The 25,914-nt window shown below is 54.3% G+C and carries 25 protein-coding genes; 16 read left to right on the forward strand and 9 right to left on the reverse strand.

Annotation, left to right across the window (positions count from 1 at the left end):
- Positions 1 to 75 precede the first annotated feature (75 nt).
- The 3 genes from flgA (at position 76) to ACNRUY_RS05550 (ending at position 1,741) form a co-directional block, all read left to right on the forward strand.
- On the forward strand, positions 76 to 756 hold the full coding sequence (gene flgA, locus ACNRUY_RS05540) for a flagellar basal body P-ring formation chaperone FlgA (protein WP_488110644.1): 681 nt from the start codon (positions 76 to 78) through the stop codon (positions 754 to 756).
- Between the two features lie 178 nt (positions 757 to 934).
- Positions 935 to 1,225 (forward strand): flagellar biosynthesis anti-sigma factor FlgM, encoded by a 291-nt coding sequence (gene flgM, locus ACNRUY_RS05545; RefSeq protein WP_488110645.1) that lies wholly within the window; start codon positions 935 to 937, stop codon positions 1,223 to 1,225.
- Between the two features lie 27 nt (positions 1,226 to 1,252).
- Positions 1,253 to 1,741, forward strand: coding sequence for a flagella synthesis protein FlgN (locus ACNRUY_RS05550; protein ID WP_488110646.1), 489 nt, complete (start codon positions 1,253 to 1,255; stop codon positions 1,739 to 1,741).
- 20 nt (positions 1,742 to 1,761) lie between these two features.
- Here ACNRUY_RS05550 and ACNRUY_RS05555 read toward each other — a convergent pair whose 3' ends face one another.
- The 8 genes from ACNRUY_RS05555 to ACNRUY_RS05590 form a co-directional block, all read right to left on the reverse strand.
- A complete protein-coding gene (locus tag ACNRUY_RS05555; protein WP_488110647.1) occupies positions 1,762 to 2,199 on the reverse strand; it encodes a flagellar FliJ family protein in 438 nt (145 codons plus the stop codon).
- Positions 2,196 to 3,548, reverse strand: coding sequence for a flagellar protein export ATPase FliI (gene fliI, locus ACNRUY_RS05560; protein WP_488110648.1), 1,353 nt, complete (start codon positions 3,546 to 3,548; stop codon positions 2,196 to 2,198). Before fliI ends, ACNRUY_RS05555 begins: the two co-directional genes overlap by 4 nt.
- The gene (locus ACNRUY_RS05565) at positions 3,545 to 4,606 is read right to left on the reverse strand and encodes a FliH/SctL family protein (RefSeq protein ID WP_488110676.1); all 1,062 of its coding nucleotides are present in this window, start codon (positions 4,604 to 4,606) and stop codon (positions 3,545 to 3,547) included. Before ACNRUY_RS05565 ends, fliI begins: the two co-directional genes overlap by 4 nt.
- Positions 4,607 to 4,610: 4 nt before the next feature.
- On the reverse strand, positions 4,611 to 5,660 hold the full coding sequence (locus ACNRUY_RS05570; protein ID WP_488110649.1) for a FliG C-terminal domain-containing protein: 1,050 nt from the start codon (positions 5,658 to 5,660) through the stop codon (positions 4,611 to 4,613).
- Complete coding sequence (gene fliF / locus ACNRUY_RS05575; RefSeq protein WP_488110650.1) at positions 5,660 to 7,261, reverse strand: flagellar basal-body MS-ring/collar protein FliF; 1,602 nt, start codon at positions 7,259 to 7,261, stop codon at positions 5,660 to 5,662. Before fliF ends, ACNRUY_RS05570 begins: the two co-directional genes overlap by 1 nt.
- 25 nt (positions 7,262 to 7,286) lie before the next feature.
- Entirely contained in the window at positions 7,287 to 7,625 is a 339-nt protein-coding gene (fliE, locus tag ACNRUY_RS05580) for a flagellar hook-basal body complex protein FliE (RefSeq protein ID WP_488110651.1), read from the reverse strand.
- Between the two features lie 95 nt (positions 7,626 to 7,720).
- Positions 7,721 to 9,205, reverse strand: a complete 1,485-nt coding sequence (locus tag ACNRUY_RS05585) for a sigma-54-dependent Fis family transcriptional regulator (RefSeq protein ID WP_488110652.1) — start codon at positions 9,203 to 9,205, stop codon at positions 7,721 to 7,723.
- 170 nt (positions 9,206 to 9,375) lie between these two features.
- Positions 9,376 to 10,257: an OmpA family protein gene (locus ACNRUY_RS05590; RefSeq protein WP_488110677.1), complete on the reverse strand. Its 882-nt coding sequence runs from the start codon at positions 10,255 to 10,257 to the stop codon at positions 9,376 to 9,378.
- A 446-nt stretch (positions 10,258 to 10,703) separates the two neighbouring features.
- On the opposite strand from ACNRUY_RS05590, the gene ACNRUY_RS05595 reads away from it, so the two are divergent.
- The 8 genes from ACNRUY_RS05595 to ACNRUY_RS05630 all read left to right on the forward strand — a co-directional run bounded on the left by ACNRUY_RS05595 (position 10,704) and on the right by ACNRUY_RS05630 (position 18,722).
- Complete coding sequence (locus ACNRUY_RS05595; protein ID WP_488110653.1) at positions 10,704 to 11,681, forward strand: FliM/FliN family flagellar motor switch protein; 978 nt, start codon at positions 10,704 to 10,706, stop codon at positions 11,679 to 11,681.
- Positions 11,682 to 11,689: 8 nt separating this feature from the next.
- The gene (gene fliN / locus ACNRUY_RS05600) at positions 11,690 to 12,088 is read left to right on the forward strand and encodes a flagellar motor switch protein FliN (protein ID WP_488110654.1); all 399 of its coding nucleotides are present in this window, start codon (positions 11,690 to 11,692) and stop codon (positions 12,086 to 12,088) included.
- A 202-nt stretch (positions 12,089 to 12,290) separates the two neighbouring features.
- Positions 12,291 to 13,031 (forward strand): flagellar type III secretion system pore protein FliP, encoded by a 741-nt coding sequence (gene fliP / locus ACNRUY_RS05605; RefSeq protein ID WP_488110655.1) that lies wholly within the window; start codon positions 12,291 to 12,293, stop codon positions 13,029 to 13,031.
- A 53-nt stretch (positions 13,032 to 13,084) separates the two neighbouring features.
- Positions 13,085 to 13,354 (forward strand): flagellar biosynthesis protein FliQ, encoded by a 270-nt coding sequence (gene fliQ, locus ACNRUY_RS05610; protein WP_488110656.1) that lies wholly within the window; start codon positions 13,085 to 13,087, stop codon positions 13,352 to 13,354.
- 71 nt (positions 13,355 to 13,425) lie between these two features.
- Positions 13,426 to 14,214 (forward strand): flagellar biosynthetic protein FliR, encoded by a 789-nt coding sequence (fliR, locus tag ACNRUY_RS05615; protein WP_488110657.1) that lies wholly within the window; start codon positions 13,426 to 13,428, stop codon positions 14,212 to 14,214.
- A 10-nt stretch (positions 14,215 to 14,224) separates the two neighbouring features.
- Positions 14,225 to 15,367: a flagellar biosynthesis protein FlhB gene (gene flhB, locus ACNRUY_RS05620; protein WP_488110658.1), complete on the forward strand. Its 1,143-nt coding sequence runs from the start codon at positions 14,225 to 14,227 to the stop codon at positions 15,365 to 15,367.
- Positions 15,368 to 15,375: 8 nt separating this feature from the next.
- Positions 15,376 to 17,478, forward strand: coding sequence for a flagellar biosynthesis protein FlhA (flhA, locus tag ACNRUY_RS05625; RefSeq protein ID WP_488110659.1), 2,103 nt, complete (start codon positions 15,376 to 15,378; stop codon positions 17,476 to 17,478).
- A 338-nt stretch (positions 17,479 to 17,816) separates the two neighbouring features.
- Positions 17,817 to 18,722: a flagellin N-terminal helical domain-containing protein gene (locus tag ACNRUY_RS05630; RefSeq protein ID WP_488110660.1), complete on the forward strand. Its 906-nt coding sequence runs from the start codon at positions 17,817 to 17,819 to the stop codon at positions 18,720 to 18,722.
- 52 nt (positions 18,723 to 18,774) lie between these two features.
- Here the strand turns inward: ACNRUY_RS05630 and ACNRUY_RS05635 are convergent, their stop codons facing one another.
- The gene (locus ACNRUY_RS05635; protein WP_488110661.1) at positions 18,775 to 21,135 is read right to left on the reverse strand and encodes a hypothetical protein; all 2,361 of its coding nucleotides are present in this window, start codon (positions 21,133 to 21,135) and stop codon (positions 18,775 to 18,777) included.
- 663 nt (positions 21,136 to 21,798) lie between these two features.
- On the opposite strand from ACNRUY_RS05635, the gene ACNRUY_RS05640 reads away from it, so the two are divergent.
- From ACNRUY_RS05640 to ACNRUY_RS05660, 5 genes are all read left to right on the forward strand, one after another.
- Complete coding sequence (locus ACNRUY_RS05640) at positions 21,799 to 22,143, forward strand: hypothetical protein (RefSeq protein ID WP_488110662.1); 345 nt, start codon at positions 21,799 to 21,801, stop codon at positions 22,141 to 22,143.
- 446 nt (positions 22,144 to 22,589) lie between these two features.
- Positions 22,590 to 24,005, forward strand: a complete 1,416-nt coding sequence (fliD, locus tag ACNRUY_RS05645; RefSeq protein WP_488110663.1) for a flagellar filament capping protein FliD — start codon at positions 22,590 to 22,592, stop codon at positions 24,003 to 24,005.
- Between the two features lie 26 nt (positions 24,006 to 24,031).
- Positions 24,032 to 24,418: a flagellar export chaperone FliS gene (fliS, locus tag ACNRUY_RS05650; RefSeq protein ID WP_488110664.1), complete on the forward strand. Its 387-nt coding sequence runs from the start codon at positions 24,032 to 24,034 to the stop codon at positions 24,416 to 24,418.
- A gap of 1 nt (position 24,419) precedes the next feature.
- Positions 24,420 to 24,749 (forward strand): flagellar protein FliT, encoded by a 330-nt coding sequence (locus ACNRUY_RS05655; protein ID WP_488110665.1) that lies wholly within the window; start codon positions 24,420 to 24,422, stop codon positions 24,747 to 24,749.
- Positions 24,746 to 25,912 carry a flagellar hook-length control protein FliK gene (locus ACNRUY_RS05660; RefSeq protein WP_488110666.1) on the forward strand — a complete coding sequence of 389 codons (1,167 nt, stop codon included), beginning with the start codon at positions 24,746 to 24,748 and terminating at the stop codon, positions 25,910 to 25,912. The genes ACNRUY_RS05655 and ACNRUY_RS05660 overlap by 4 nt, the downstream gene beginning before the upstream one ends.
- Positions 25,913 to 25,914 lie beyond the last annotated feature (2 nt).

A 25,914-nucleotide genomic window follows, 5' to 3' on the forward strand; every position in this document is an offset into this window, starting at 1 on the left:
TTTCCAAAACATCAGACACTGGTCTGCCATCATTGGATCATCCAACTGCTGGCAGGGCTGCTCCTGTGCGGGCAAGTGTCCGGTGCTGACAACACAGCAATCATTAACAAAAGAGTTGAAAGTGTCGAAAGCGAACTGCTTCAGACCGTTGAGTCCGCCCTCAATACCAGGGCCTCTCAACTGGCGGATACCGTGGACAGCAAACGCTTTGAAATCAGCCTTAACCCTCTTCCCGAACCACTGGCCCGCCAGTCCTGCCAGGAACCCTTAAAGATCACCTTTATGAGTGGATTTGAAGCGGGCCCCCAGCGAATAAAAGTCAAATGTCTTAAACCCAGACAGTGGTCGCTGTATATGAAGGGAAACATCCGTCTATACGCCAGCGTGCTGGTCAGCCGCCATCCACTGGCTCGGGGGAAAAAATTGCTCCCTGAAGATGTGGAGTTCCGGGAGGAGGACATCAGCCAGCTGCACCGGGGTTACCTTCACTCCCTGGACCAGATCGTCAATACTGAAGCCAGAAGGTCGGTAACCACTGGAAAAATACTCACTCCGTCAATGGTCCAGGCAGCAGAAGTGATTCACCGGGGCGACCGGATTGCCCTGATCGCCAACAGCAACGCCCTGACCGTCAGCATGCCCGGGGAAGCCCTGGAAAACGGGGCCCTGAACGAACAGATCCGGGTAAAAAACCTGTCCAGTGGCAAAGTGGTCCGGGGCACGGTTTCCGGAAATGGGGAAGTAAAGGTATGGTAAAGAACTTCCTCGCGGAAACCGGCAAACTCTGCCAGTATCCCTATACGCTATACCGACATGGGAGGAGAGATAGAAAAGCGCTGTTTTTTTTACCGTTTTTTTTGCCCAGGCTGTTTAATATTTTTTATCCACTGCCGTATTCTTTCAGACAGAAGACACAGGCCAAAGAGGCGTCGTCATGACCACTATTACCGATGTTAACCGTTCACCACTGCTGCACTCTATTACGCAGAAGAAAGCTGAACGCCCTGCCCAGGAGAGCCAGCCTGAAGCCTCGCTGTCCATCAGCAATACCGCTTCCACGCTCGCCCAGGCAGAAGCGACAGCCCTCAGCGCCGACGATGTGGACCTGGAAAAAGTCGACCGCATCAAACAGGCCATTGCCGAGGGTGAAATGTCCATGGATTATGAAAAACTGGCCCAGAAAATGCTGGACTTTGAACTGACTCTTTTTGATGACACTCCTTAAACACAGAATTTGACCACTGAAAAAAGCATGTCCGAGCAAACGGTTATCAACACTATTTATCTGGATATGGACGTTTATCAGTCCCTGCACCAGCTCCTGACTGAACAACAGGTTCAGCTGCGCTCCAGAAACACACCGGCGCTGACCCAACTGGCTGGCGACATCACCTCACTGCTGCTGAAAGCCCGGGAAAACCGGAAAAATCGTTCCGCCAGTCTGGCCGAACTGGGGCTGACCAACACAGAATCAGGGATGGATACGTTTCTCAGCCGACTCGGCAAGACCCTGGAAGCAAGCAGACACCAGGAAATCCTGAAAGACTGGAAAAAACTGCAGGAACAGGTCCGGGAGTGCAAAGCCATTAACCAGGTCAATGGCCAGACTCTGAAACTGCAACAGGAAACGGTCAACAGGACGTTGAAACGATTGAACCTCAGAGAAAAAGAGGTGGTGACTTATTCTTCCAGCGGCCAGTCCAGGAACACCCACCAGCCCGCCCTTGAAATCACGGCATGATGCCGGTCAGGCCCATTCTATCAAGCCCGCTCTGAAGCAGACCTCCAGCGGGTTGAAGAGAGCTCATCCAGTCGCTTCTGCTCCTGCCGCTCTTCCCGACTATCCAGAACCCGCTGATGACTGGCCAGTAACGTTTCGGCGGTTCGAAGCTGCAGCTTTTCCTGAACATAATCGGACTGGGCTGAACGACACTGGGATTCCTGCACCGCCACCTGCTGGCGCTGGTGCCTGACCGCCCGCTCGATATTTTCCGCCATCATCTGCGCACTGCACAGCATCAGGCCACTGGCCTGTCGGCCTTCCAGCCAGGCATAGTTCTGCTGGCAGTTTTCCAGCAGATCCAGACGTTGCTCTTCCAACTGCAACCGGCTCTGCTCTTCCGTAAGATGCTGCCGGGCACTTTGACACTGCATTTCCCGCAATGCCTGTAAACGGGAAAGCTGTCGTTTTTTTCTCATGACCTGCTACTCCCCTCAGGCCAGAGCGCCTTCAACCGTGCCAGAGAGTGTTCAAAATCCGCCGCTTCAGAGACGCCCTGCTGCAACAGGGCGGACATGGCCGGATACATGGCAATGGCGCGGTCTATGGTCGGATCGGTTCCTTTACGGTAGGCGCCCAGTGCCAGCAGCTCACTGTTTTTGTTGTAACAGGCCAGAGTCTGCCGGAACTGCCGGGCCAGTTGTTGATGATGGTCATCGGTAATCTGGGTCATCACCCGGCTGACCGACTGCTCAATGCTGATGGCCGGATAATGGCCGGACTCCGCCAGCTCACGGCTCAGCACAAAATGCCCATCCAGAATCGCTCTGGCGGCGTCAGCAATGGGGTCCTGCTGATCATCCCCTTCAGACAGCACCGTATAAAAAGCGGTCATTGAGCCCTGGGGGTGCTCACCATTACCAGCCCGCTCCACCAGTGTGGGCAACAAACTGAAGACAGAAGGCGGATACCCCTTGGTGGCGGGAGGCTCCCCCACCGCCAGGGCTATTTCCCGCTGGGCCTGGGCAAAGCGGGTCAGTGAATCCATCAATAACAGGACATCATGGCCCTGATCACGGAAATATTCGGCAATACGATGACAAAGACGAGAAGCGCGCAGGCGCATGATGGGCGAGCTGTCTGCAGGAGCGGCGACCACCACAGCCCGGCGGCGTCCTTCATCCCCAAGACTGTGTTCAATGAATTCCCGTACTTCACGGCCACGCTCCCCCACCAGACCCACCACGGTAATTGAGGCACTGGTATAGCGGGTCATCATGCCCAGCAGGACGCTTTTACCCACCCCGCTGCCGGCAAACAACCCCAGCCTCTGGCCTTTACCCACCGTCAGCAGACTGTTAATGGCCCGGATGCCCACATTCAGAGGTTCTCTGATCGGGCGACGATTCAGGGGGTTGATGGAGGTGCCTTCAGGGGGAACAGTATCGCAGGTCTCAAGGTTGCCAAGACCATCCAGTGGACGACAGACACCGTCTACAACCCGGCCCAGCAAACCCTCACCCACGGGAATACGATGATTTTTATAAACGGGAATCACCCGGTCTCCACTGCTCAGGTTCACCGGTTCATCCAGGGGCATCAGAAACAGACGGTCACCGTCAAACCCCACCACTTCCGCTTCCAGGGTAGAGCCATCCGCCCGACAAACCAGGCACTGCTGCCCGGTACTTAAACGGCATCCCGTTGCCTCAAGGCAGAGACCCTTTACCCGCAGGAGGCGTCCGTAAACTTTACCGGGGGACACCCGCACTTCGGATTGAGCGGACTGCAGCCTTTTCTGGAGATCATCAACGGTTATTCCGCTCATAGTATCGCCTGGTTCCCGGCTTCACCGGCCTGAAAATCGGTCACCAGCCCCGCTGGAGCCGGTGGTTTGTGACTGGACGCACGGGAAGACCGGAGCTGCTCCCGGATGGCAGAAACTTCCACGGGTTCCCGCTCTTCAGAAACGTCCAGCAGACAACTGCGCAGCTGCTCAATGCAATCCCTGACCCGCTCCTCCACGGTCGCATCCATTTCCCCAAGCAGCCCTTCAATCAGGCAACCTCCCCGGGTAATGTCCGTATCAGGCGTTAACCGGGCCGGACTGTCGCCAGATGCAACCCACTCTTCCATAAGCGGCTCAAGCCATTGAACATCGTCGGGGTTAACCCGCAGTTGCAACTGCTCATTATCTCCCCGGCTAAGCAGCTGAATTGAAGTTTCAACCACCTGGCGGATCTGTTCCGGTGACTGTTTCAACTCCACTCGAACCAGCTCCACCAACAGGCGCTCCAACAGCAGCGCAACTTCTTTGATCTGCTGCCCATTCAATAGCTGTCGACGCTCGTTTAAACCAGAGACGGCGCTGGTCATCAGCTCCACTCGCTGGCTCACTTCATCCCTGGCAGCCTGCAGTCCCTGCTCCCGACCTTGCTCCACTCCCTGGGCCAAACCCTCCTGCCGGGCCTCAGCAAGCCCTTGCTGCAATCCTTCCTGATAAGCTTGCTGACGAATGGTTTCGGTCAGCTGAGCCATGGCTTCCTGTTTCCCCTGTTCAAGCCCTTTCTGAAACATTGCTTCCAGTGCTGCCTGCTGCTGGGCAGTGTTCAGGGAAACGCCGGACTCACGGCCTTCAGCGGTCTCATCCGGACGATGCTCAGAATCAGAGGGTTCGGGAAAAAGCACAGGCTGCAGCGGCTTTTCAGAAGACTTTTCAGAAGGGATTGCAGAGACGGGCTGTGACTGCGACCCTGATGTCGATTCCGGAAAAGCCACTGCCGGAAAGCGAAAAGGCCTGGGCTCCCATTCATCCATCTCTGTTCCAGCGGAAGGCTCTGCTCCCGTGAAAGGCTCTGCTTCACCGGATGGGTTCTTGCCAGCCATCACATCAGCCCACCCCTTCTTCGGAGGCAGGAGCCCCTTCTATCTGGCCTTCCTGAACCATCTGCCGTGCCAGACCGGTAAGACCGGCCCTGGCCTCAACAATACGGCTGGCCCGCACCCGGGCCCGGGACTCAATTTCATCCCGGAGCATATTACCAGCCCGCTTACCCATGCCCGCATAAATCTGCTCAAGTCGTTTCTTGGAAACGCCCCTCAATGCGGTTGCCAGCATTTCACTGTCGGCTGCCTCAACCACTGACTGCAATGCTTCCGGATCCAGTCCAAGCACATGGTCAAAGGTGAACCGCTGGGACACCACCCGCTCAGCCAGCTGGTCATTCTGGTCTCTCAGCTGATCCAGCAGGGTGTTGCCACTTTCCATATCCATGCTGTTGAGCACTTCGGCCAACTTGTTAACGCCATTCACCGCAAAGGTTTCGGCCTGCTCCGTCGGCATGCTGTCCAGCAACCCGGCAATGGCGTCCAGGGAAGAAGTGGGTACTGACTCAAGACTGGCCATGCGCTGAATCAGCTCAACCTGGCGTGCCTGGGGAAAACATTTCAGCACCCGGGCACTGGCAGAAGGCTCCAGACAGGAAAGGGTAATGGCCTGGAGCTGCGGGTGTTCACTGGCCACCAGGCGGGCAACGGCCTTGGGGTCCAGAGAAAGCAGTTTTTCAAACACCGCCCCATAGCGCTCGGCATCTTTTGAGCGTAGCAATTCCCTGGCCCGCTTTTCTCCCAGGCTCTTTCTCAGGGTACGGTCCATGGCAGCCCGGTCACTGCTCAAGGGTGCATCATCCAACTCCCTGAGAATCGAAGTCATCACACCACCGAGCTCACTCTCAACCACATGGCTCACCCTGGGCATCACCCGTTGCAACAGGGCAACCTGTTTTGCTGACATCTGCTCCAGAATCCGGGCAGACAGCTCCCCGCCCAACCCCAGCAGGGCGATGGCCACTTGTTCAACCCGGGGACGTTCGGGAGCCGCCGGCGGGTTATTTACACCACCTGAATCGACAGAAACATTCGACGAAGCCATGGTATCCATCAATCACCCTCCTTCATCCAGCATTCCAGTATACTGGCCACCTGTTCCGGATGAGCGGCAGCCCGTTCACGCACTTTCTCCAATGCTTCGGCATGGATAGCGTGCAGGCTGACCATCACGTCCTCTTCATTGTTATGAGCCGCGTTGTGGGCAGAATCCAGCAATAATTGTTCCTGCTCACCTTGTGCTTTCCGCGTCGCTTTTCTTTTTCTGAGCACCATAAAGGCTACCAGGGCAATCACCAGAAGCCCGGCTACCCCTCCAATGATCAGGCTTATCTTCAGTTCGGAAGGCTCCTCAACAGAGCCTATTCCTGACTCGGACGGTAAACCGGTACCACTGAAAAACGGCAGTGCCCTGACGGCCAGCTGGTCTCCCCGGTCCAGATCCACTCCCGCCGCATTGCTCAGGAGTTCTTCTACCGCCGCAATGACCTGCTCACTTTTCTCCCCCTGCAGGGCAGGAGTGCTGCCATTAAGCATCACCGCCACATTAATCCGCTTGAGACGAAAAGCCTCCTGTCGCTGAAAACTGACGGTATGATCCAGCTCAAAGTTGCGAACCCGGGTACCGGTGCCTCCTTCCTGATCTTCAGAAGCACCACCCGCCTCCTTGCCAAAGGCAGCCCCGGGAATACCTGAAGCGCCCTCGCGCGCCCCCGTCAGGCCAGAAACACTTTCGCTTCGAACCGATGCACTGGCCGGGTCGTAATCATCAATACTGGTTTCCCGGTAACTGAAGTCGATATCGGCACTGACCGCCACCCGCAAGTTACCGGGCCCTACCAGAGGCTCCAGGAGGTACGACAGCCGACGAACATATTCCTGTTCCAGCTTTTGCTGGTAGGACAGCTGACGGTCAGCCCCTTTATCGGAACCGTCCGTACCTTGTAAGGGGTTACTGTTCTGGTCCAGCACACTGACCCTGTCCGGCTCCAGGTCAGGAAGGCTGCCGGTCACCAGGTTGATGATGCCCTGAACCTGACGGCCATCCAGCACACTGCCGGGAAAAAGGTCCACATAAACCGATGCCGACGGCCTGGCTTTATCCCGTAGAAAAGCCGTTCTTTCCGGTATCGCCAGATGCACCCTGGCAGAACGAACCTGTCTCAGGCTGACAATGGTCTGCTCCAGCTCTCCCTGCAGGGCCTGAATATACTGTTTCCGTTCCACAAACTGACTGCGCCCCAGAGGCCCTGAAGACGTCAGCATCTCCATACCACTGGGCATCCTGGGGGTAATTCCTGCGGCCGCCAGGCTCATGCGCGCCGGATTGATCCGCTGGGAAGGCACCAGAACCTGGCCGCTGACCGGGTGAAGACGGTAGGGAATCTGCTCTGTGTCCAGCACTTCAATAACTGCGGCCACATCATACATTTCCTGTCGTCCATAAAGGGGACGCATGTCGCCTTGTGAACCACCCATCCAGAGCATTGCCACTACCGCCAGGCTGATCACCACAGCGGCACCCGCCAGCAGGATAACAAGGTTATCCCTCAGCCAGGCCGGCATAGAACTCCCAATGCGGGATGTCAGGCTGGAAGCCCCTGCCTTTGCCTTGTTAAGGGCAGCGGCGGCATCCAGTTTTACAGGAGCATTCAAACGCTATTCCTCAACATCATCCGCCTTAAACCGGCATATTGAAAACAGTTTCATAGGCCGACACCACTCGATTTCTGACCTGGACCACCGCCTGGAAAGAGAGTGACGCCTTTTCGCTGGCAATCATGGTTCCCACCAAATCCTGGCTAAGTCCCATCTCAATGTCTGCCTGCATCTGACCCGCTGTTTCCTGCTGGGCACTGACTTCATCCAGCGCCCCACGGAACACTTCAGCGAACTCAACCGACTTGCTACCGACCGCCTGCCCCTCGGACGGGGTGGCCGCCGCCACTTCTCCTGCCCCTTTGCCAGGCAGAGAAATCCGGTTGGCCTGAACACCTGCTGCGTCTGTAATTGGGTGCATACTATCCGGTTACCTCAAGGCCATTTTGAATCGGCATTATTGCCACGATCATTGCCACTGGGTTGCTGCTGACTTCCCACCCTGTTTCTCTACTATCAAAGACTGGCATGCTTTGACGCCTGGGCAGCTTCGGCAATTATCGCATCGGAATCAATTCCGGAATTGCGAATCTGGGCCAGCTTGTAACGGAGCATCCTGGGGGTAATCCCCAGGGCCTCAGCAGATCGACTACGGTGGCCCCCATAGTGCTTGAGTACTTCCAGAATATGCTGCCATTCCCGCTGTTTTTTACTGGCCACCGGTAAGGACTGGCACGGGGTATTCCCGTCAGAACCACTTTCCAGGCTAACTACATTCGTCGTTTTATCCATTGCTTTTTCGGAAGCAACGGTATTTTCAGAAATACCGGCCACCGCCGAATCCTGCACTTTTTCAAGTTCTACCTCCGGGAGCATCAGGTCATCCGGCATGATCACCCAGCCTCTGCGCAAAACAGCAGCCCGCTGCACCACATTCTCAAGCTCCCGGATATTGCCTGGCCAGTCATAGGCCTCAAGCACCCTGACGGCTTCATGGCTGAATTCCAGACCAGGCTGACCGCACTGAGAGTGACCCGGCTGGGCATCCATGGCCTTCAGGAAGTGCCGGGCCAGAGGGATAACATCCTCCCTGCGCTGCCGGAGGGGGGCCAGGTGCAGGGGAAAAATATTCAACCGGTAAAACAGATCTTCCCGGAACGCCCCTTCATTCACCCGTTCAGACAGGTTCCGGTTGGTAGCGGAGATAATCCGGATATCCACTTTGACCGTTTCACTGCCCCCCATCCGCTCCAGCTCTTTTTCCTGTATCACCCGGAGCAGCTTGGCCTGCTGGTTCAGGGGCATTTCCGCCACTTCATCAAGGAACAAGGTGCCACCAGAGGCCTGCTCGAACTTGCCAATATGACGACGAACGGCTCCGGTAAAGGCCCCTTTTTCATGACCAAACAACACCGACTCCAGCATATTTTCCGGAATCGCTGCACAGTTCACGGCAACAAAAGGCCCATCGGATCGCCGGGAGCTGTCATGGATCAGCCGGGCAAACACTTCTTTGCCGGTACCGGACTCCCCGCTCAGATGGATAAAAGCATCGGTTACAGCGGCCTTGACGGCCAGCTGAATGGCATGACGGGTTACCGGCGCCCGGGCAATCACCCGCTCTTTCAGCCCCCGGCCTTCTGATGCGGTCAGCAGGCGAACCCGTGAACGCAGCACGTTCTCATCAACGGGAAAGACCAGGTAATCCGCCGCTCCCGCCCGGATCAGTTTTACTGCATGATCTTTCTCGGCAACGGCAGAAATTACCACCACTGGCAGCCCCGGGTGTTGTTCCTGCAAGCGTTTCAGCAGTGCCTCACAGCCCACCTCACCATGGCCGGACCAGAGAATCGCCACACCATTGCCTTCATTGGGCAGCCATTCCCCAATACCCTCAGGTCCCTCACAGCAGGTCAGGTGAATACCCGGTTTATCAAAAGCCCGGGTAACACACTGAACAAAGTTGTGATCAGAGCCAACCGCCAGAACGTCTTTATTCATCATCAAGCACCTGTACCTCGCTGACTCAGCATAATCAGGTGTTGAATCCTGGTCGCTGAAGCAAACCATGAACCGCCAATACTCATTGAAATCAAGAAGACCTCCAAACCGGCTTCACCTGTTTACAAACAACCCCATTCACAACAACAACTGTTAGCAATTAACCGCCATCACCTGGATAACTTTATTTCTACCCGGCGATTGTCGGCGGGAGGTTTATTCAATAGTGGATAGCGTTCCCCATGATGCCTTACTGACCCTATGAGTGATGGGTCAACCCCGGTATGAATCAGGTAATCCCTGACAGATTCCACTCGTTTTCTGGATAGCGTGAGATTTTTCAGACGGTTTCCGGAGGGATCAGAATACCCATCCAGAGTGATGGTACTTACCTTACCATCATAATCAATAACAGCAACCAGCTTATCCAGCTCATTCTTCTGGGAATCGGACAGTTCCCAACGGCCCACCGGAAAATACACCCGGTAATTTTCGGCCTCTTGCCAGCTCATGGGCGGCTGTTTGTTAACACTTTCATAAAATTGAACGACCATTCTTGAAAAATCAATCGAAGGAACTTCAATGGTTTTAACACGTCCATCAATCAGCTGAACAGCGACAACACACCAGCGCCCCTTTGACATTAGATCCATTAACCGGTTTCCCGACGAAGAGAAAACAATTTTATTCTGTTCGACAAAATGCCTTAGCTGGATACCTTCCACCCGTTCAAGCTTGATCCTTTCGCGATCTGGAAACATGGGCGAATTCACCTGGTACAAATCAGCAGATACAGCCTGACCCACAAGATAAGGAGACACTAACTCAAAGACGACCTGGCTACCCGCTTCTTTATTAAAGGAAACTTCAATGCCGGATTCAGGGTTGAGAGAAAGCCTTGACTGATAGGCGCCGACTTCCATTTTCCAGTGAACCCCTTCCAGGGGATAGCCATCAAATCGAGTTGACGAAGCATCTGCTCTGCCCATCATCATGGCCATCATGACAAAGGCGTTTATCAGACAGATCTTCAAGCACTGAAATGAAAACATTTTCACTGAAAAAGCACCTCCTCTCATTAAAGACTTCAACGTCATAAAGCGGGATCTTCAATCCTTTACCAGCCTCCCGTCTATTCTTTTTCATGTGTATATTTTGGATTTATGATACGTCAACACTTTGTCAAATAACCTAGGCATCTCTCCATTTTTGCGCACGCATAGATACGTAAATCAATAAGCGAGATTACCAGACAGAAAAAATAATGAATCGCCCTGCACAACCAGGAAACCGTTAATACCTAGTTTTTCAACCTGACAAATGCGAATTATTTCCATTAATAAGCATACAAACCCTCCTCAATAAAAATAAAAAACAACCCCGCCCCGCTGTAAAAAAAGATCACAGTACACGGGATATATCTACGTATGTTTTATGTTGATTCGAGGTCCCTATAATTCTGCCATCAATTGAATCATCCGGGATAAGTCATACTGTAATGTCAACCGTAACTCCTGACATATTACCCTTTGACCTTTATCTGGCAGGCAATGTCATTCATGAAGTGAATCCATTTCTGCACAGAAAGGCCGATCAGTATGGACAAAAATTCCAGCAGTTTCTGACCCGGCTTATTCATACTGAACCCGCGGTTGAACCGTCGGTTGAAATCAAACAGTACAAGCTGGAAGCCGATACCGATGACCGTTTTTTCCGGAGCTGGGTGATTGTCAATAACGACAGCCAGTCCTCAGCCGCCATGGCCATTGACCGGAGTCTTGCCAGCATCTGCCTTGACCTTGTCTGCGGAGGTTCAGGATCCGCTCCTGGCAGTCAGGATCAGAGCAGTTCTGCCAGGGACAAAACCCTCAATGCCGGCGAACTCTACATTATGAAAAAACTGAGCGCAGGGTTGTTCCAAGCGTTTACCGGTTCGTTCCAGTCCACATCCCCCATCACCCTTGCCTCTGCCAGCAGGGCTCAGGAAACCCTGGCTCAGCGGTACCACTCCGGCAGGCGTGACCTGGTGGTCTGCCTGAACCTGACCGTCCGCATCGGCGCATTTTCCGGCCAGGTGTCCCTGATGCTGCCTGCCAGAATTGTTTCCGCTCTGTTCAGCCAGAAACAGAAAAGCAACCCGGACTGCATGCATGAAAAACTGAAACAACGACTGACGTCAGTCTCACTGCCGGTAACGGCGATTCTCGGACGTCAACAGATTCCACTGTCCAGAGCCGTGAACCTGAAACCCGGAGACATCATCCCCCTGAGCAAGCCTCTGGATGCCGACCTGTTTGTTGGAAGAAAGCACTTCGGCAAGGCCAGTGTGGTCACCAGCGACACCCGGCTGATGGTTCAGATGCTGGCTCCTGACACCGAAAAAGCCCCCCTGGTCAGCAACGGCATTCAGGCTGAAGAGCTGCAGATTGACACACCAGCCAAAGACACTAGCAGTCTGTCTATAGAGGTGACATAGAGGTAACTATGACCGAACAGCAACCACCTGTTGATCATCATCAGCAAGAAACAGCCATTGCCATTGAAACGGTTACCAGAGAGGACAGCGCTTTCGAACAGAAAAGCTCCGAACCCAAAAGCCCTGAACGGAAAAGTCCCGACCTGGGCATGATCATGGACATTCCTGTGGAGCTGTCCCTGGAAGTAGGCACCACCGAACAAACCGTTGAGCAGGTTCTGGCACTGGCCAAAGGTTCCGTAATTGAGCTGAACCGCAAGGCTGGAGACCCCCTGGACATCAAAGTGAACGGCACCCTGGTGGCCCATGGGGAAGTCGTCGAATCCAATGGCAAGTACGGAATCCGTGTGCTGGAGATAGCCAGCAACACCCTGGGCAAGAAAGAGTCCATGGGCTCATTTTTCTGAGTTCTTTTCTCCTGACACAGTTGTTCCCGGAACTGCCTGGACTGCCCGGATTTCCATTGACCGACAAGCCTGTGAGCGCCTATTGCCTATGCACCAGAAGACCTCAGAACTGACGCAAAACCGGCTTAACCGATTCTGGCAGAACAGACGGTCCAGGCTGTCTATTAAAAGACTGCCTGTTAACAAGCTATCGGTTGCAGGAATGTCTGTACTGGTGGTGCTGGCCTGTCTGACGACCGCTGACGTGTTTGCCGCAGACGCTATTGCAGCCAGCAACATTCCCTTGCTGAACATCACTAACACTGGCAGTGGCCAGGAATACAGCACTCCCATGCAGATTCTGTTGCTGCTCAGTGCCCTGTCATTTCTGCCAGCGCTGCTACTGGTGCTGACCAGCTTTACCCGGATCATTGTGGTGCTCTCCCTGCTGCGGCAGGCGATAGGTCTTCAACAGTCCCCGCCCAATCCGGTGCTGATCGGCCTGGCCCTGTTTCTCACTCTGTTCATTATGCAGCCGGTGTTTAACACCGCCTGGACCGAAGCCGTGGAACCCTGGATGGCGGAAGAGCTGACCTTCAAGGAAGCCCTGCAAACCGCCAGCGTACCTTTCAAACAGTTTATGCTCCGGCAGACCCACCCCTCCTCCCTGGAGCAGATGGCGGACATTGCCGGTGAAACCATCAGCAGCGTTCCTGAACAGAACTCAATGGCCGTGCTGGTGCCCGCTTTTGTCATCAGCGAACTGAAAACGGCTTTCCAGATAGGTTTTATGCTGTTTATTCCCTTCCTGGTCATCGACCTGGTGGTCGCCAGTGTACTCATGGCCATGGGCATGATGATGCTATCACCCCTGGTGGTGTCCCTGCCTTTCAAACTGATGCTGTTTGTGCTGGTGGATGGCTGGACCATGATCGTCGGCACTCTTGCCGCGAGCTATGGATAGCCGCGAACTATGGATAACGCCATCCTGAAGAATTCGGTATATGGGAGCCCGGCATGACCCCTGATGTGGCTATGGACCTGTTTCGACAGGCGCAGTTTCTGATCGTCATCATGGTGGCTGTGATTATCGGCCCCAGCCTGGTGATTGGCCTGTTGGTGGCCATCTTCCAGGCCGCCACCCAGATCAATGAGCAGACGTTGAGCTTCCTGCCACGGCTGGTTGCCACCCTGATGACCCTGGTGTTTGCCGGGCCCTGGCTGGTGGAAAAAATGACCGATCTTATGACGTCTATTTTTACCGCCATCCCCACTCTTGTCGGGTAAGTAACCGGGTAATCGGCCAGATAATTGATGGTGAATGCCTGTGAGGTACAGCCTGTGAAAAAAGGCATTGTATGAGTACTGTGATGAACAGCTCAATACTGACCAGCGCCGAGCTGACCGCCTGGATGGGCGAACTGCTCTGGCCCCTGTTCCGGATCACCGCCGCGCTCTGGTTCATGCCGGTGTTTGGCGGCCACGGGGTTCCCCGGCACGCCCGGCTGGCACTGGGAGGAAGCCTGGCTTATCTGGTATCCCGGAACCTGGGCAATCTGCCCACAGTGGACCCACTGTCACCTTCCGGCATCCTGATAACCATTGAGCAGCTGGTCATTGGCCTGATCTTTGCGCTGATTCTTCGGCTGCTGTTCACCGCCTTCACCCTGGCCGGACAGGTGATATCCATGCAGATGGGACTCTCCATGGCCGTGATGAACGATCCATCCAGCGGCTCGGTTCCTCTGCTGGGTACCTGGTTGCAGACCATCACTTTTCTACTGTTCCTGGCCATGGACGGACATCTGGTGATCTTCCGGGTTCTGCTGGAAAGCTTTTACACCCTGCCGGTGGGCAGCGGCCTCAACCCCATGGACTTTCTGGATGTCACCCTGATGGGTTCCTGGCTGTTCAGCGGCGCATTGCTGGTGGCTCTACCCGCGGTGTTCAGCATGCTGCTGGTCAATATCTGCTTTGGTGTCATGAGCCGCGCGGCGCCCCAGCTGAATATCTTTGCCCTGGGTTTTCCGATGACCATGCTGTTTGGCATGGCCACTCTGTTTTTTGTTCTGGTCAATATGCCAGCGGTTTTCTCCGACATGACGGAGCAGACCCTGGTCGTATTGCGTAATTACCTGTCCCGCTAGCGAGGTTGATATGAGCGACAGCGATCAGGAAAAAACCGAACAACCCACCCCCCAGCGACTCCGGAAAAGCCGCGAACAGGGCCAGGTTCCCCGCTCCAGGGAACTGGGTTCCGCTGTGATCCTGCTGATAGCCAGCCTGATTCTGAGATTGATGTCAAAGCAGTCAGGAGACCTCCTGGCCAGCACCCTGCGGCACAATTTTGCCCTGGACCGCGCCTCTCTCTTTGACACGAGCGCCATGGCCGATCAACTGGCCAGCACCGGGCTGATGGTTGCGCCCATGATGGTACTGGTTCTGGCAGCGATCTCACTCCCCGGGGCTCTCAGCCAGGTCATGGTGGGAGGCTGGCTGTTCAACGGTAACACCCTGGCCCCCAAATTCAGCCGCCTAAATCCGGCCCAATGGCCCAAAAAAGTCTTTTCTCCCCAGGGGCTGGTGGAGCTGGTCAAGTCCATTCTCAAGGTATTGCTGGTGGTCAGCTGCCTGGCCTGGCTGTTATGGCAGCACTACCCCGAGTTGATCCACCTTTCACGACAACCGCTGAATACGGCCCTGGCCACAGGATTGAGCATCCTGGCCGACGCCCTTCTGGTCTACGCCCTGGCTCTGGTCCTGATCTGCGCCGTGGATGTGCCCTTTCAGCTCTGGAACCATCGCAGGCAGTTAATGATGACCCGCCAGGAGGTCAAGGATGAGCACAAAGAGAGCGAAGGCCGGCCGGAAATCAAGCAGAAAGTCCGGCAGATCCAGCGGGAGATGGCCAATCAGCGGATGATGCAGCGCATTCCTGAAGCCGATGTCATTATCACCAACCCAACCCACTACTCCGTTGCCCTGAAATACGACCAGGACAAGGCCAGCGCTCCCTATGTTCTGGCCAAGGGTGTGGACCAGATCGCCCTGAAAATCCGAGAATCCGCCCGTCATCATAATATCCAGCTGGTGGAAACCCCCATGCTGACCCGGGCCATCTACCACTCCACCCGGGTTGACCAGCAAATACCCGATGACCTTTATCTTGCTGTAGCCCAGGTACTGGCTTACGTCTTTCAGCTGCAGCAGTTCCGTCAGGGTGCTATCCGAAATGCACCACAACTGCCGGATATTGATATTTCCAGACACTACGACAGTGCAGGTATGAGAAGAGAGTAAAAGCCCCTATGAGCAGTCTTGCCAAAAGAAAATCCATACCCGCTGGCAGCCTTGGTGCCCCTCTGTTGTTAATGGCACTGCTGGCCATGGTGATCCTTCAGATTCCACCGATGCTGCTGGATGCCCTGTTCACCTTTAACATTGCCCTGTCGCTGATTGTGCTGCTGGTGGCCATCTACACCCTGCGCCCCCTCGACTTCAGGTCTTTTCCTACGGTTCTGCTGCTGGCCACCCTGATGCGGCTGGCCCTGAACGTTGCCTCCACACGGGTGGTGCTTCTCCATGGTCATAACGGAGGGGCTGCAGCGGGAAAGGTCATTGAGGCCTTTGGCAATGTGGTCATTGGCGGTGATTACGTGGTCGGGCTGGTGGTTTTTACCATTCTGATGATCATCAATTTTGTCGTGGTTACCAAAGGCGGCGGTCGTATCTCTGAAGTCACCGCCCGATTCACCCTGGATGCCATGCCTGGTAAACAGATGGCGGTGGATGCAGACCTCAACAGCGGCCTGATCGACCAGGACCAGGCCCGCACCCGCCGCGAAGAAATCCGGCAGGAAGCGGACTTTTATGGCTCCATGGATGGTGCCAGCAAGTTTGTCCGGGGTGACGCCATTGCCGGTCTGATGATTCTCTTTATTAATATCATCGGAGGCATTGCCATCGGTGTTCTGCAGCATGACATGGGGTTTGGTGATGCCTTTAAAACCTACTCACTGCTGACCATAGGTGACGGACTCGTGGCTCAGATACCGTCACTGCTGCTGTCCACTACTGCCGCCATTATGGTCACCCGGGTAGCGGACTCGGAAGACATGGGCAAACAACTGACCGGCCAGCTGTTTGGCACCAGCAAGGCTCTGGCGGTGACGGCTGCCATCCTGATCATCATGGGTCTGGTACCAGGCATGCCTCACCTGGCCTTTCTGGCTCTGGGCAGTTGTGCGGCGACCGCCGCCTGGATGATCTCCCGCCGCCGGGCCCGTCCGGAGAAAGATGAAAAAACCGAAGACGAGGCGGCCGGAGAGTTGCAACAACCGGCCACCGCCAAAAGAGAACTGGACTGGGGCGACGTCCCTGTGGTCCACACCCTTAGCCTGGAACTGGGTTACCGGTTGGTAGGACTGGTGGACAGCAAGCGGGGGGGAGAACTGCTTGAAAGGATTAAGGGGATTCGCAAGAGCCTCTCGGCTCAGGCAGGTTTTCTCATTCCCAGTGTTCATATCCGGGATAACCTGCAACTGTCGCCTGCCGGCTATCGAATCCTTCTGAAAGGTGTTGCCATTGCCGAAGGGTCTGTGGAGCCCGACCAGCAGCTGGCCCTGAACCCCGGCGAGGTATTTGGCGAGCTTCAGGGCACCCCCACCACCGATCCAGCCTATGGACTGCCCGCCACCTGGATTATGGAGAGTCAGCGGGATAATGCCCTGGCCCTCGGTTACACCGTTGTCGACCCGGCCACGGTCATCACCACTCATATCAGTAAACTGATAGAAGACCACTTCCATGAACTGCTGGGGTATGAAGAAACTCAGCAGCTGCTGGAAAAACTGAAAGAACAGGCACCAAAACTGGCCGAGGAACTGACGCCCGCCAAACTGGGCACCAACACCATACGCCAGGTGTTGCAACAACTCCTGCAGGACCGGGTACCACTGACCGATATCAAGACCATTGCCGGCACTCTTCTGGATGCCAGCAACCATCAAAGCCATCCTGTGGCTCTGGCCCAGGAAGTACGAGTAGCCCTGCGCCGGACCATTCTGGACAGCCTGGTGGGCATGCAGGCGACCATTCCGGTCACCACCCTTGCCCAGCCCCTGGAGCAGATTCTGTTGCAGGCCTTCCAGAAAACCCAGCAGCAGGGTGGGCAGTTTGCACCGGATGCTATTCCCCTGGAGCCCAACATCACCGCACAGCTCCAGGAGCAGTTGCCTGTGATCACAGGGAATATGCAGAACAGCGGCAAAACTCCCATTCTTCTGGCCGCTCCACAGCTCAGGCCTCTGATGGCCCGCTTTGCCCGGATCTGCGCTCCCGAACTGGCGGTATTGTCCTATCACGAAATACCAGACAATCGTCAGATAGTCGTGGATGGGAATCTGGGTTAACCTCTCTGCTTTCTCCCCTCATCGCTCACCCCTCACCCCAACCCTCTCCCTAAGGGAGAGGGGGCTAAAAGCGCCCCTCATTTCACCTCTTCCCATCGGGAGATGCTCAGGGGTGAGAAGCAACCTTCCCTTCCCGCTTGCGAAAAAACCGGGAAACAACTTCTCCCTCTCCCTCTGGGAGAAGGCCGGGGTGAGGGTCTACACTCCTCCCTCAAAAAAAAATAAAAAAAGTTTAAGAAAAAAAATCGACCGACGTTTACTGGAGTATCAACGCTGACTTTGACTAAAAACATTTGAAGGCAGCGAATCGAACCAACAACCCGGAGAAACGTCACGCCATGATTACCATCAATGCCAGCAGCACTGCTCTTGTTGCACAGAACAGCATGAACAAGACTCAGTCAGCCCTGACCGACAATATGCTGCAACTGTCTACCGGAAAGCGCATCAATTCTGCGGCTGACGACGCCGCCGGCCTGCAGATTTCCAACCGCATGAACGCCCAGATCTCTGGTCTGAACCAGGCTCAGCGCAATATCAATGATGCCGTTTCCATGGCCCAGACAGCAGAAGGAGCCCTACAGGAAACCACGGATATTATCAATCGCATGCGTGACCTGTCTGTACAGGCATCCAATGACACCAATAATGCAGAAGACCGTGCCTCTATCCAAAAAGAAGTCAACGCTCTGCTGGCGGAAGTGGAAGACATCTCCAACAATACTGAATTTGCTGGCACCAAGCTGCTGGATGGAGATGGCACAGGAACTGCCGCATCAACAGAGGCTGGCACAGATGGGAAATTAGGCACCGCAGATGATGTGACCAAAGCCGGAACAGCCGGAGCAGATAAAACCCTGAAGTTTCAGGTAGGAGCTGATGCAGGTCAGACTGCTGAACTGACCTTGAAGGATATGGGAACCGCTGGCCTGGGTATTGAAGGCCTTGATCTGACCTCCCAGGCAGGTGCCGAGGCGGCCATTACTAAACTTGATGAGGCCCTGGCCAAAGTGGATGATCAGCGAGGCAACCTGGGTGCTTTCCAGAACCGGATGGCCTCCAAGCTGGACAACCTCTCCAATATCGAAGAAAACATGAGCACCGCCAAAGGCCAGCTGCTGGACGCAGACTTTGCCGACCAGACCACCAAAATGACCAGCAACCAGATGCTGCTGCAATCCGGCGCCTCTGTTCTGGCCCAGGCCAAGAGCCTGCCTCAGTATGCCTCCATGCTGATGGGCTAACCCCCGCAATAAAAGCTGCGCCAGGCAACGCCAGGCGCAGCAATCCTCTTTATTACAACTTCTCGCTGTAATCCTCAATGGCCTCCAGCATCTGCAGATACGCTTCCGCCCCCTTGAATATAAGCTCCAGCGCTTCCTGGTTATCGGTTTTGACGAAGTCTTCGATGTTGTCCGCCATCATTCCATAATGGGCAAAACCTTCTTTATTGAAATCAAAGCTTCTTAAACCGGATACCTGCTTATAGAAAGTCACACTGCCATCCTGCGAGGTGAACGGGTATTCCACGGGATTACCTTCGTTGTTCTCCCTGGCCAGAGGCAGATTTCCAAAACCACCCACATCCGTTGAAAAACCGGCGCCTTTGTAATACTCATCCTGAATATTCTCGACAATGTTACGCACCTGTTTGCTGGTGATTTCCGAGTCCCGGTTGTACACATAAATTGAACCGCCTTTGTCCAGCAGTTCCTGCTGAATAGGGCTTGGATACCAGTCATTTCCGTCTGCATCCTGCCCGTAGAGTTCAATATGGGCGGAAGTGATACCCCGGTAGCGTTCATCCATGTTCTCAATGATATCCAGCACCTGCTTCTTCATCTCAATGGACATATGGTCAGTTTCAACCACCATTCCCCGCTTGATCATCTCTTCAATCAGGTACTGCCCGGCCTGGGTGATACCACGCTGGTTGCAGACATACCGGTCACCCTCTGACTCAAGGTCAAAGCCGTAATCCGGCGCCATGCCATCCAGAATCCGGTAGATCTGGTTTTTGACCACCTCCGGCAGATCCAGTTTTTCAACCACCGGCTTCAGAATGGTCACCAGCTCAGGCATTAATGGCACACTGTTCCCCATGTCATTGACGGTCATTCCGGAATGTTCACCTTCATACCGGTCACCTTCCGGGTTCAGATCCTCACAAAGGGCCGGATCAAACGGCTCATGGTAGGACACCAGGTTCCCCAGATTCATGATGTTCATGGCATTACGGTAACTGCTGCCACCGAAGCCATTATCAAAACGGTGGACGGGATAAAGTACTCGAACACCCATTTCAGACACCTTATCCAGATGCTGATCTATCCGTTGCTTCCAGTCTTTGTCCAGCCGGTAATTAGGCTCCTGCTGAAAATTAAACAACCCGGACACCTCAATCCCCATCAACACCGCCAGTTTACCTTCCGCGATGACTTCTCTGGCTTCTTCCGAGCTGGTGACAATCCGGAAAAACCCTTTCCCCGGACCACCTTCCTGGGCATCAATATAGTCTTGCATCTGATACAGAAGATCGTACTGGGCATCCACACTTTCGTTCGGGTCACAGCTCAGACCGGAATATTCCCCCCGGGTCAGGACCGATTGAACCAGCCCCTGAACATCACACAACACTTTGTTTTGAACAAAATGGTTCACGATCAAACGCATTCCAGAAAGATAAGCCCGCTTGACCCACTGATAATAACTCTGCTGATGAGTGAGGTTGAGCGCCTGGGGCACGTCCGTAAACTCAGGCCACATCTCCGTCTTATGGGTCAGAGGCCTGTCCTGGGTATTCAATACTGCCCCGATAATATCCCTGGCACCCCGGGAGCCATGGTCTTCTTCACAGTTTTTCAACGCATCAGTGACCCCATAAGGGCTGAAGGGTTGACCGCTGATGGCATGCCCTCCCATAAACATGGAAGATGTCAGATGGGCATGGGCATCCATAAAGCCATAGACGGTGCCATCTTCATTGAGGGATTTGAGTTCGCCATTTTGCCGGGCGCTGACACTGACCTCAGGGTAAAGGCTGCAGTTGCTGCGGGGCTCAAGCTGGAACCATTGTCCCCCTCCCATTTCCAGAGGAACGTCCTGAATTTCCGTTGACCGCCCCTCTTCTACCGGCGAATCGATCATTCTCTGGTGAACAAACTGATATTCAGTAACGTCCTCATTGGTTCGGGTATTCACCAGCCAGTCCACCAGCTCCCAGTTTTTCTCCTGATCCGGATCCTGCATTTTCAAGCGGCCGGCACTGGCAGTATCACCACCGAGCTCTGCTGCCAGATAACCACCATTGAGGTAAAGGGCATAACCCGGTTCAACATCATTGCCACCGTCTGGCAGCTGCTGCCTTACAGTGTCTGTGTCGTACAACATGAACCGCTTTAACCCGGTTGGCTTAAAGTAGAAACTCTCGCCATTGTTGCTGCCATTCCAGGGCTGAAGCTGATATTGGCCATTCACGGTGGTTACCGCGTTGCCCGATTCCGACTCAATCAGTGCGTAGCACCCCTGGGCCAGTTCATAGACCGGTTTGTTGACCGGATCAGACGGAATACTGACTACAGGATCATCATCATCGGAATTACACCCAGACAAAGCAGTAATTGCCATCACAGCAAATGCCAGACGGTTGAGTTTCATGTTGTCCCCCGGACTAACAGTTAAATAGCGGATGCGCTTTTGAAAAATGACCAACAAAAAAGAGGGCCTTCAGCCCGTCCAAACCAGGCTCCTGCTCCCTGCAACTTTCTACTGCAAGAATGAAGCAGTGGGCCTCAGCCACTAGATGAATAAAATTCACCTTTATTGTTTCCAAGTGTAAAGATGAGTTCAAGAAAAGATAAAGAAAAGTCACGGGGCGTTGATTTTTATCAATTTATACGACAATGTCTATATAACAACCGACAAGCAATACAACAAACACAAGGCATTGTTTAACAAAGATAAAACAAAGAAATTCTTATAAAAAATCTGTCAGACAGTCATTTCTCACGCTTAATTAACGACCAGCTCGTGCTTAATCAAGCTCAATGAAGTTAGTTCCGATTTCCTGACAAATATTAATATACATGAATATTATTCTTATTTATGCAAACCCTTCACATTTCCCCAGCGCTTCATCTCTTCCGGCTGCTACTTCTGCCGTCCCACAGAAAGCGTTCGACACAGTCCAGTCAAGACTGAAAAAAGAGCGTTTTTTGCTGAGCAAAAACATCAAAAAAAGATTTTAGAAATGTCCGGAATCGTCGTTTCTTTCTGCATGAGCACCGATAACGACCCGATAACAGCACCGAGCAATGATCCATGTCCCAAAGCACCCGGATTCCCAGGGATTCCAGTCAACACATGCAGGTGGAACCCGTTTCCGCAGTTCCAGCCTCCAGAAAGCTGACCCGGGAGGAAAACCCTGCACCGAAAGCGGAAAAGAATTTCCCCCGTGGAATTCAGGGTGCCATTACCGCGCTTGAACAGCTAAGTGATCTGAAAGGGTATTCCTTCAGCGTTGAGAACGGGGAAAACACCAGCAACAGCAAAGTAATACTGCTGGACAGTAAGGGTAAGGCCGTGGCTGAACTGACGCCTTCGGAGTGCTTTGAACTGGCTGGCCTGCCGCTTTCAGAAGGTATTCTGCTGCGGGTTAAGGGCTAGGGGCTGTTGATGTTTTAGCGTGAGTTCAGTGGTTCGTAAAGCGGCCTAACGCAAGGCGAACTGGCACAGCGCGTAGTTATTCTACGTCAAGCCAGTTCAACACAGTCGGAAGGCCGCTTTACGAGCCACCCGAAGGGCCAAAACCAGCGCTTCCGTGCCATCGTTGCAGCAGCTTGAAAGACGACGGTACTTGTGACCTTCAGGTTATTCCTGCGCTACTGCGCCTTGGCACGAAACCGCTGGCTTTGGCTGAGCACACGAAAAAACATCAACAGCCCCTAATGGCACAGGTTTTGCTAAACCATTTAGGAGATCATAAGGGCAGCCCTCTTATGGTTATGAAGAGCTCTCTCTTTGAGATGGACAGGGAGATGGGCCAAGAGATGAATCGAGAGGTATTCAGCCTGTTGAATCATCGGACAGATGACGCTTGAGGTAGTATTGCAGTGTCTTCCAATATCAGCATGGCCGGCATGGGCACAGGCCTGGATATTTACGGCATGGCGGAAACCATGGCAACAGCCAAAACCGCCGCTAAATCCAGCCAGATCACCCGGAAAGAAAGCAGCATCAATGAGGAAATGGCAGGTTTGAATGCCATGGCCAGCTCGCTCAACAGTTTCTACAACACCCTGAATAAATATTCCGATGGGAGCGTCTTTGGTGCTGCCACCGTCAAGATGAGTGAAAGCGACCAGAACTTTGCCACCGTTGAACTGGACGACAGCGCGGTAGCCAATACCTACCAGCTGGAGGTAACCCAGCTGGCCACTCACCACAAGGTAGAGTGGTCCAGCGGCGATACGGAAACCGCGGTTATTCCCGCCGGAGAGCACACTTTTTCAGTGGCGGGCCAGTCCATGACATTGACCGTAGAAGAAGGAAAAAACAGCCTGTCGGATGTGGCCAGGCAGATCAACGATCACCCGGACAACCCGGGAATAACGGCCAGCGTCATGAAAGATGGATCAAAATCTTACCTGACCCTGACCACAGAGAAATCCGGTGCAGACAACATTATCTCCATCGATGGCGTTGAAATGATTGAGGGAGACGCCGGGCTGCCAGAAGGCTCTCGAGTACTCAATTCCCCTCAGGATGCCCTTTACAGCATTGACGGGGTTGCCATGAGCAGTCCTGAGAACAAAATCAGTGACGCCATTGAAGGGGTCACCCTGAATCTCGAACGTGTCACCACTGGCGAAGACGACGGCCCCATCACCATTGATATTGAGCCCGACACCGACACCATGTCCGCATCGATCAAGGCCATCATTGGTGCCTTCAATGATGTGATCAAAACCATTGATTCCTTTAATAAGTCATCCACTGACAAAGAAGGGAACACGGTCCGCCCAGCTCTGGCCGGGGACAGCATGATCAATGGCATTGAGCGGGAGATGCGAAACACCCTGTACACTACTTTTGATGATACTTATGCCAACCTGGCCAGTATCGGCATCATGACCGACGCCAGCGGCAAGCTGGAAATAGACGACGACAAACTGAAAGCGGCACTGGAAGAAGACTACGACGCCGTCTCCGACATGTTCATGGAAGATGGCGGCATTATTGATGGCTTTCAGGCAGTAGCGGCCCGGTATATAGGGCGCCCTGATGCAGAAAAAGACGAAGAAGGTAACGAACTGGAGGCCACTGAAGACAGCAACGGCGGCTACGTTTCTGCCACCGGCCTGCTGGATGACCGGATAAAAAGCCTGCGGGAAGACCTGAGCGATGTCAAAAGTGAATGGAAGGAACTGGAGGCCCGCTACAACGCTTACTATCAGCGTTACCTGAATGAATACATCGCCATGGACATGGCTGTCACCCAGATGAATGGCTCCTACAACCACCTGTAATTTGACCCCTTGTTGAATGTGAAACCATGATGAACGGAAACCGGGCCCTGAATGCCTACCAGACCAACCAGACCCAGAGCCGGGCGAATGTTGCCAGCCCATATCGCCTGGTACAGATGCTGTTTGAGAACCTGCTCGACAATCTTTCCCGTATCCGTGGGGCCATTGACCGGGGTGACGTGAAAGTAAGGGGGGAATGTGTGGGACGATGCATGGACATCATTAATGCCCTGCGCAGCGCCCTGGACCACTCCATCAATCCGGAAATGACCGCCAACCTGGATCAGCTCTATCGCTACTGTAACCGCTGCCTGATGGACGTAACCCGCAACAATGACATGAAGCAGCTGGATCAGGTGGCTTCTGTTATTGGCCAGATCAAGACCGCCTGGGATCAACTGGAGACCCGATGATATGGAAGACGCAGAATTGCTGGCCGCATTATCAGGATGCCGAACCGGGTTACTGGCAGCGGCCCAGGACAGTCAATGGGACCAGGTGGCCAGTATTGACCGTGAAATCCTGGGAGTCGTCAAAAGCCTGACCCCTTCCCAGAGAGAAGGGGTCCTGGCCCAGGAGCTGGAACAGCTGCGGGCAGCTTACCAGAAGGTCATGTCCATCTCTGAAGCTCGACGGGAATTACTGCAGAAAAAAATGCAGGGGCTGAGAAAGAACCGTCAGGCCATGAAAGGTTACAGAACCTCGGAAACCCCGGGGGTTCAGGGGATCAAGGTACAGGTATGACAACAGAGACACTGCCAGGTCTGACCGGATCAGCCATCCCGGCCAACAGTGACCCTGCTTTGACGGAGCGGGAGATTGCTGACAACCCGCTTCTGGGCCGGGAATCCGGGGAACCGGACTTCAACCACTCTCTGGGTCAAGCCGTTGAGGCGCTGATCGAGGAAAGCGCTGACAGTGAGAGTAAGCAACAGCGCCGGAGTGCCCTGCAGTCAACTCTGGGAGAAATGGACTCCAGTGAAATAACCGGTTTTCTGGCCATGCTGCAAAACCAGGAGGGCTGGCAGATGGAAGCGCCCCTGGAAAAGGCACCCGTGATCGATATCCAGGCCTGGCAAAGGCAGGCTGCTACCCAGGACAACCAATCTCTTGACCAGCCAGTCAGGGCGGCTCTTGGCAAAGCTATGGACAATTACCTGCCAGCTACCGAAGAGAAGTCCCGCCAAACAGCCTTTTACCCCGAAAGCACTGAGGTGGATACGACCCTGAGCGAGTCCATTGAAAGCCAGGCTTCCCTGAAAAGGCTCAGCGACTCTCAACTGACTGCTCCTGCAGCCCTTATGGAAAAATCCGCCTCTGAAGGGCCGGAACAAATGACACCTGACGTGCGACTACACGTCAGCGGACTGACAGCTGCAACCGCTGACAGAGCGCCTGCCAACCCCGCCGGGGTAATATCAAGGGAGACGGTTGTCAGCACGCCACAACCGGTGAACGCTGAATCGGCTATTCGCCAGGAAAACTGGTCGGAAGCCATGGGGCAGAGATTAGTCACCATGGTGGGAGACCAGCACAAGGAGGCCGTTATTCGCCTCGACCCGCCAAGCCTTGGCTCACTGGGGATCCGGCTGGTGGTGGAAGACGCCGGGGTCAGTGTTCAGTTTCAATCAGCCGTTCCCCAGGTCAGGGAAATGCTGGAAGCCCAGGCGGACCGACTTCGTCAAGCCCTGGCCGGGCAGGGGATGGATTTGATTAACGTCAACGTCAGCAGTGATGGCTCATCCGGCCAGTCAGGACAGAGTCCTTACACCCGTTCCGCTGACCCCATGAGTGTCGCCGGTCTTACAGGCCACATTGAGCCCCTGGATGAGCAACAGCACACCGGGCAGAACCCGAGCACTGCAAGCCTGGGCATACCGGATCGTCTGGTTGACACCTTTGCATAAAC

This window comes from Endozoicomonas sp. Z74 (genome assembly GCF_057680865.1).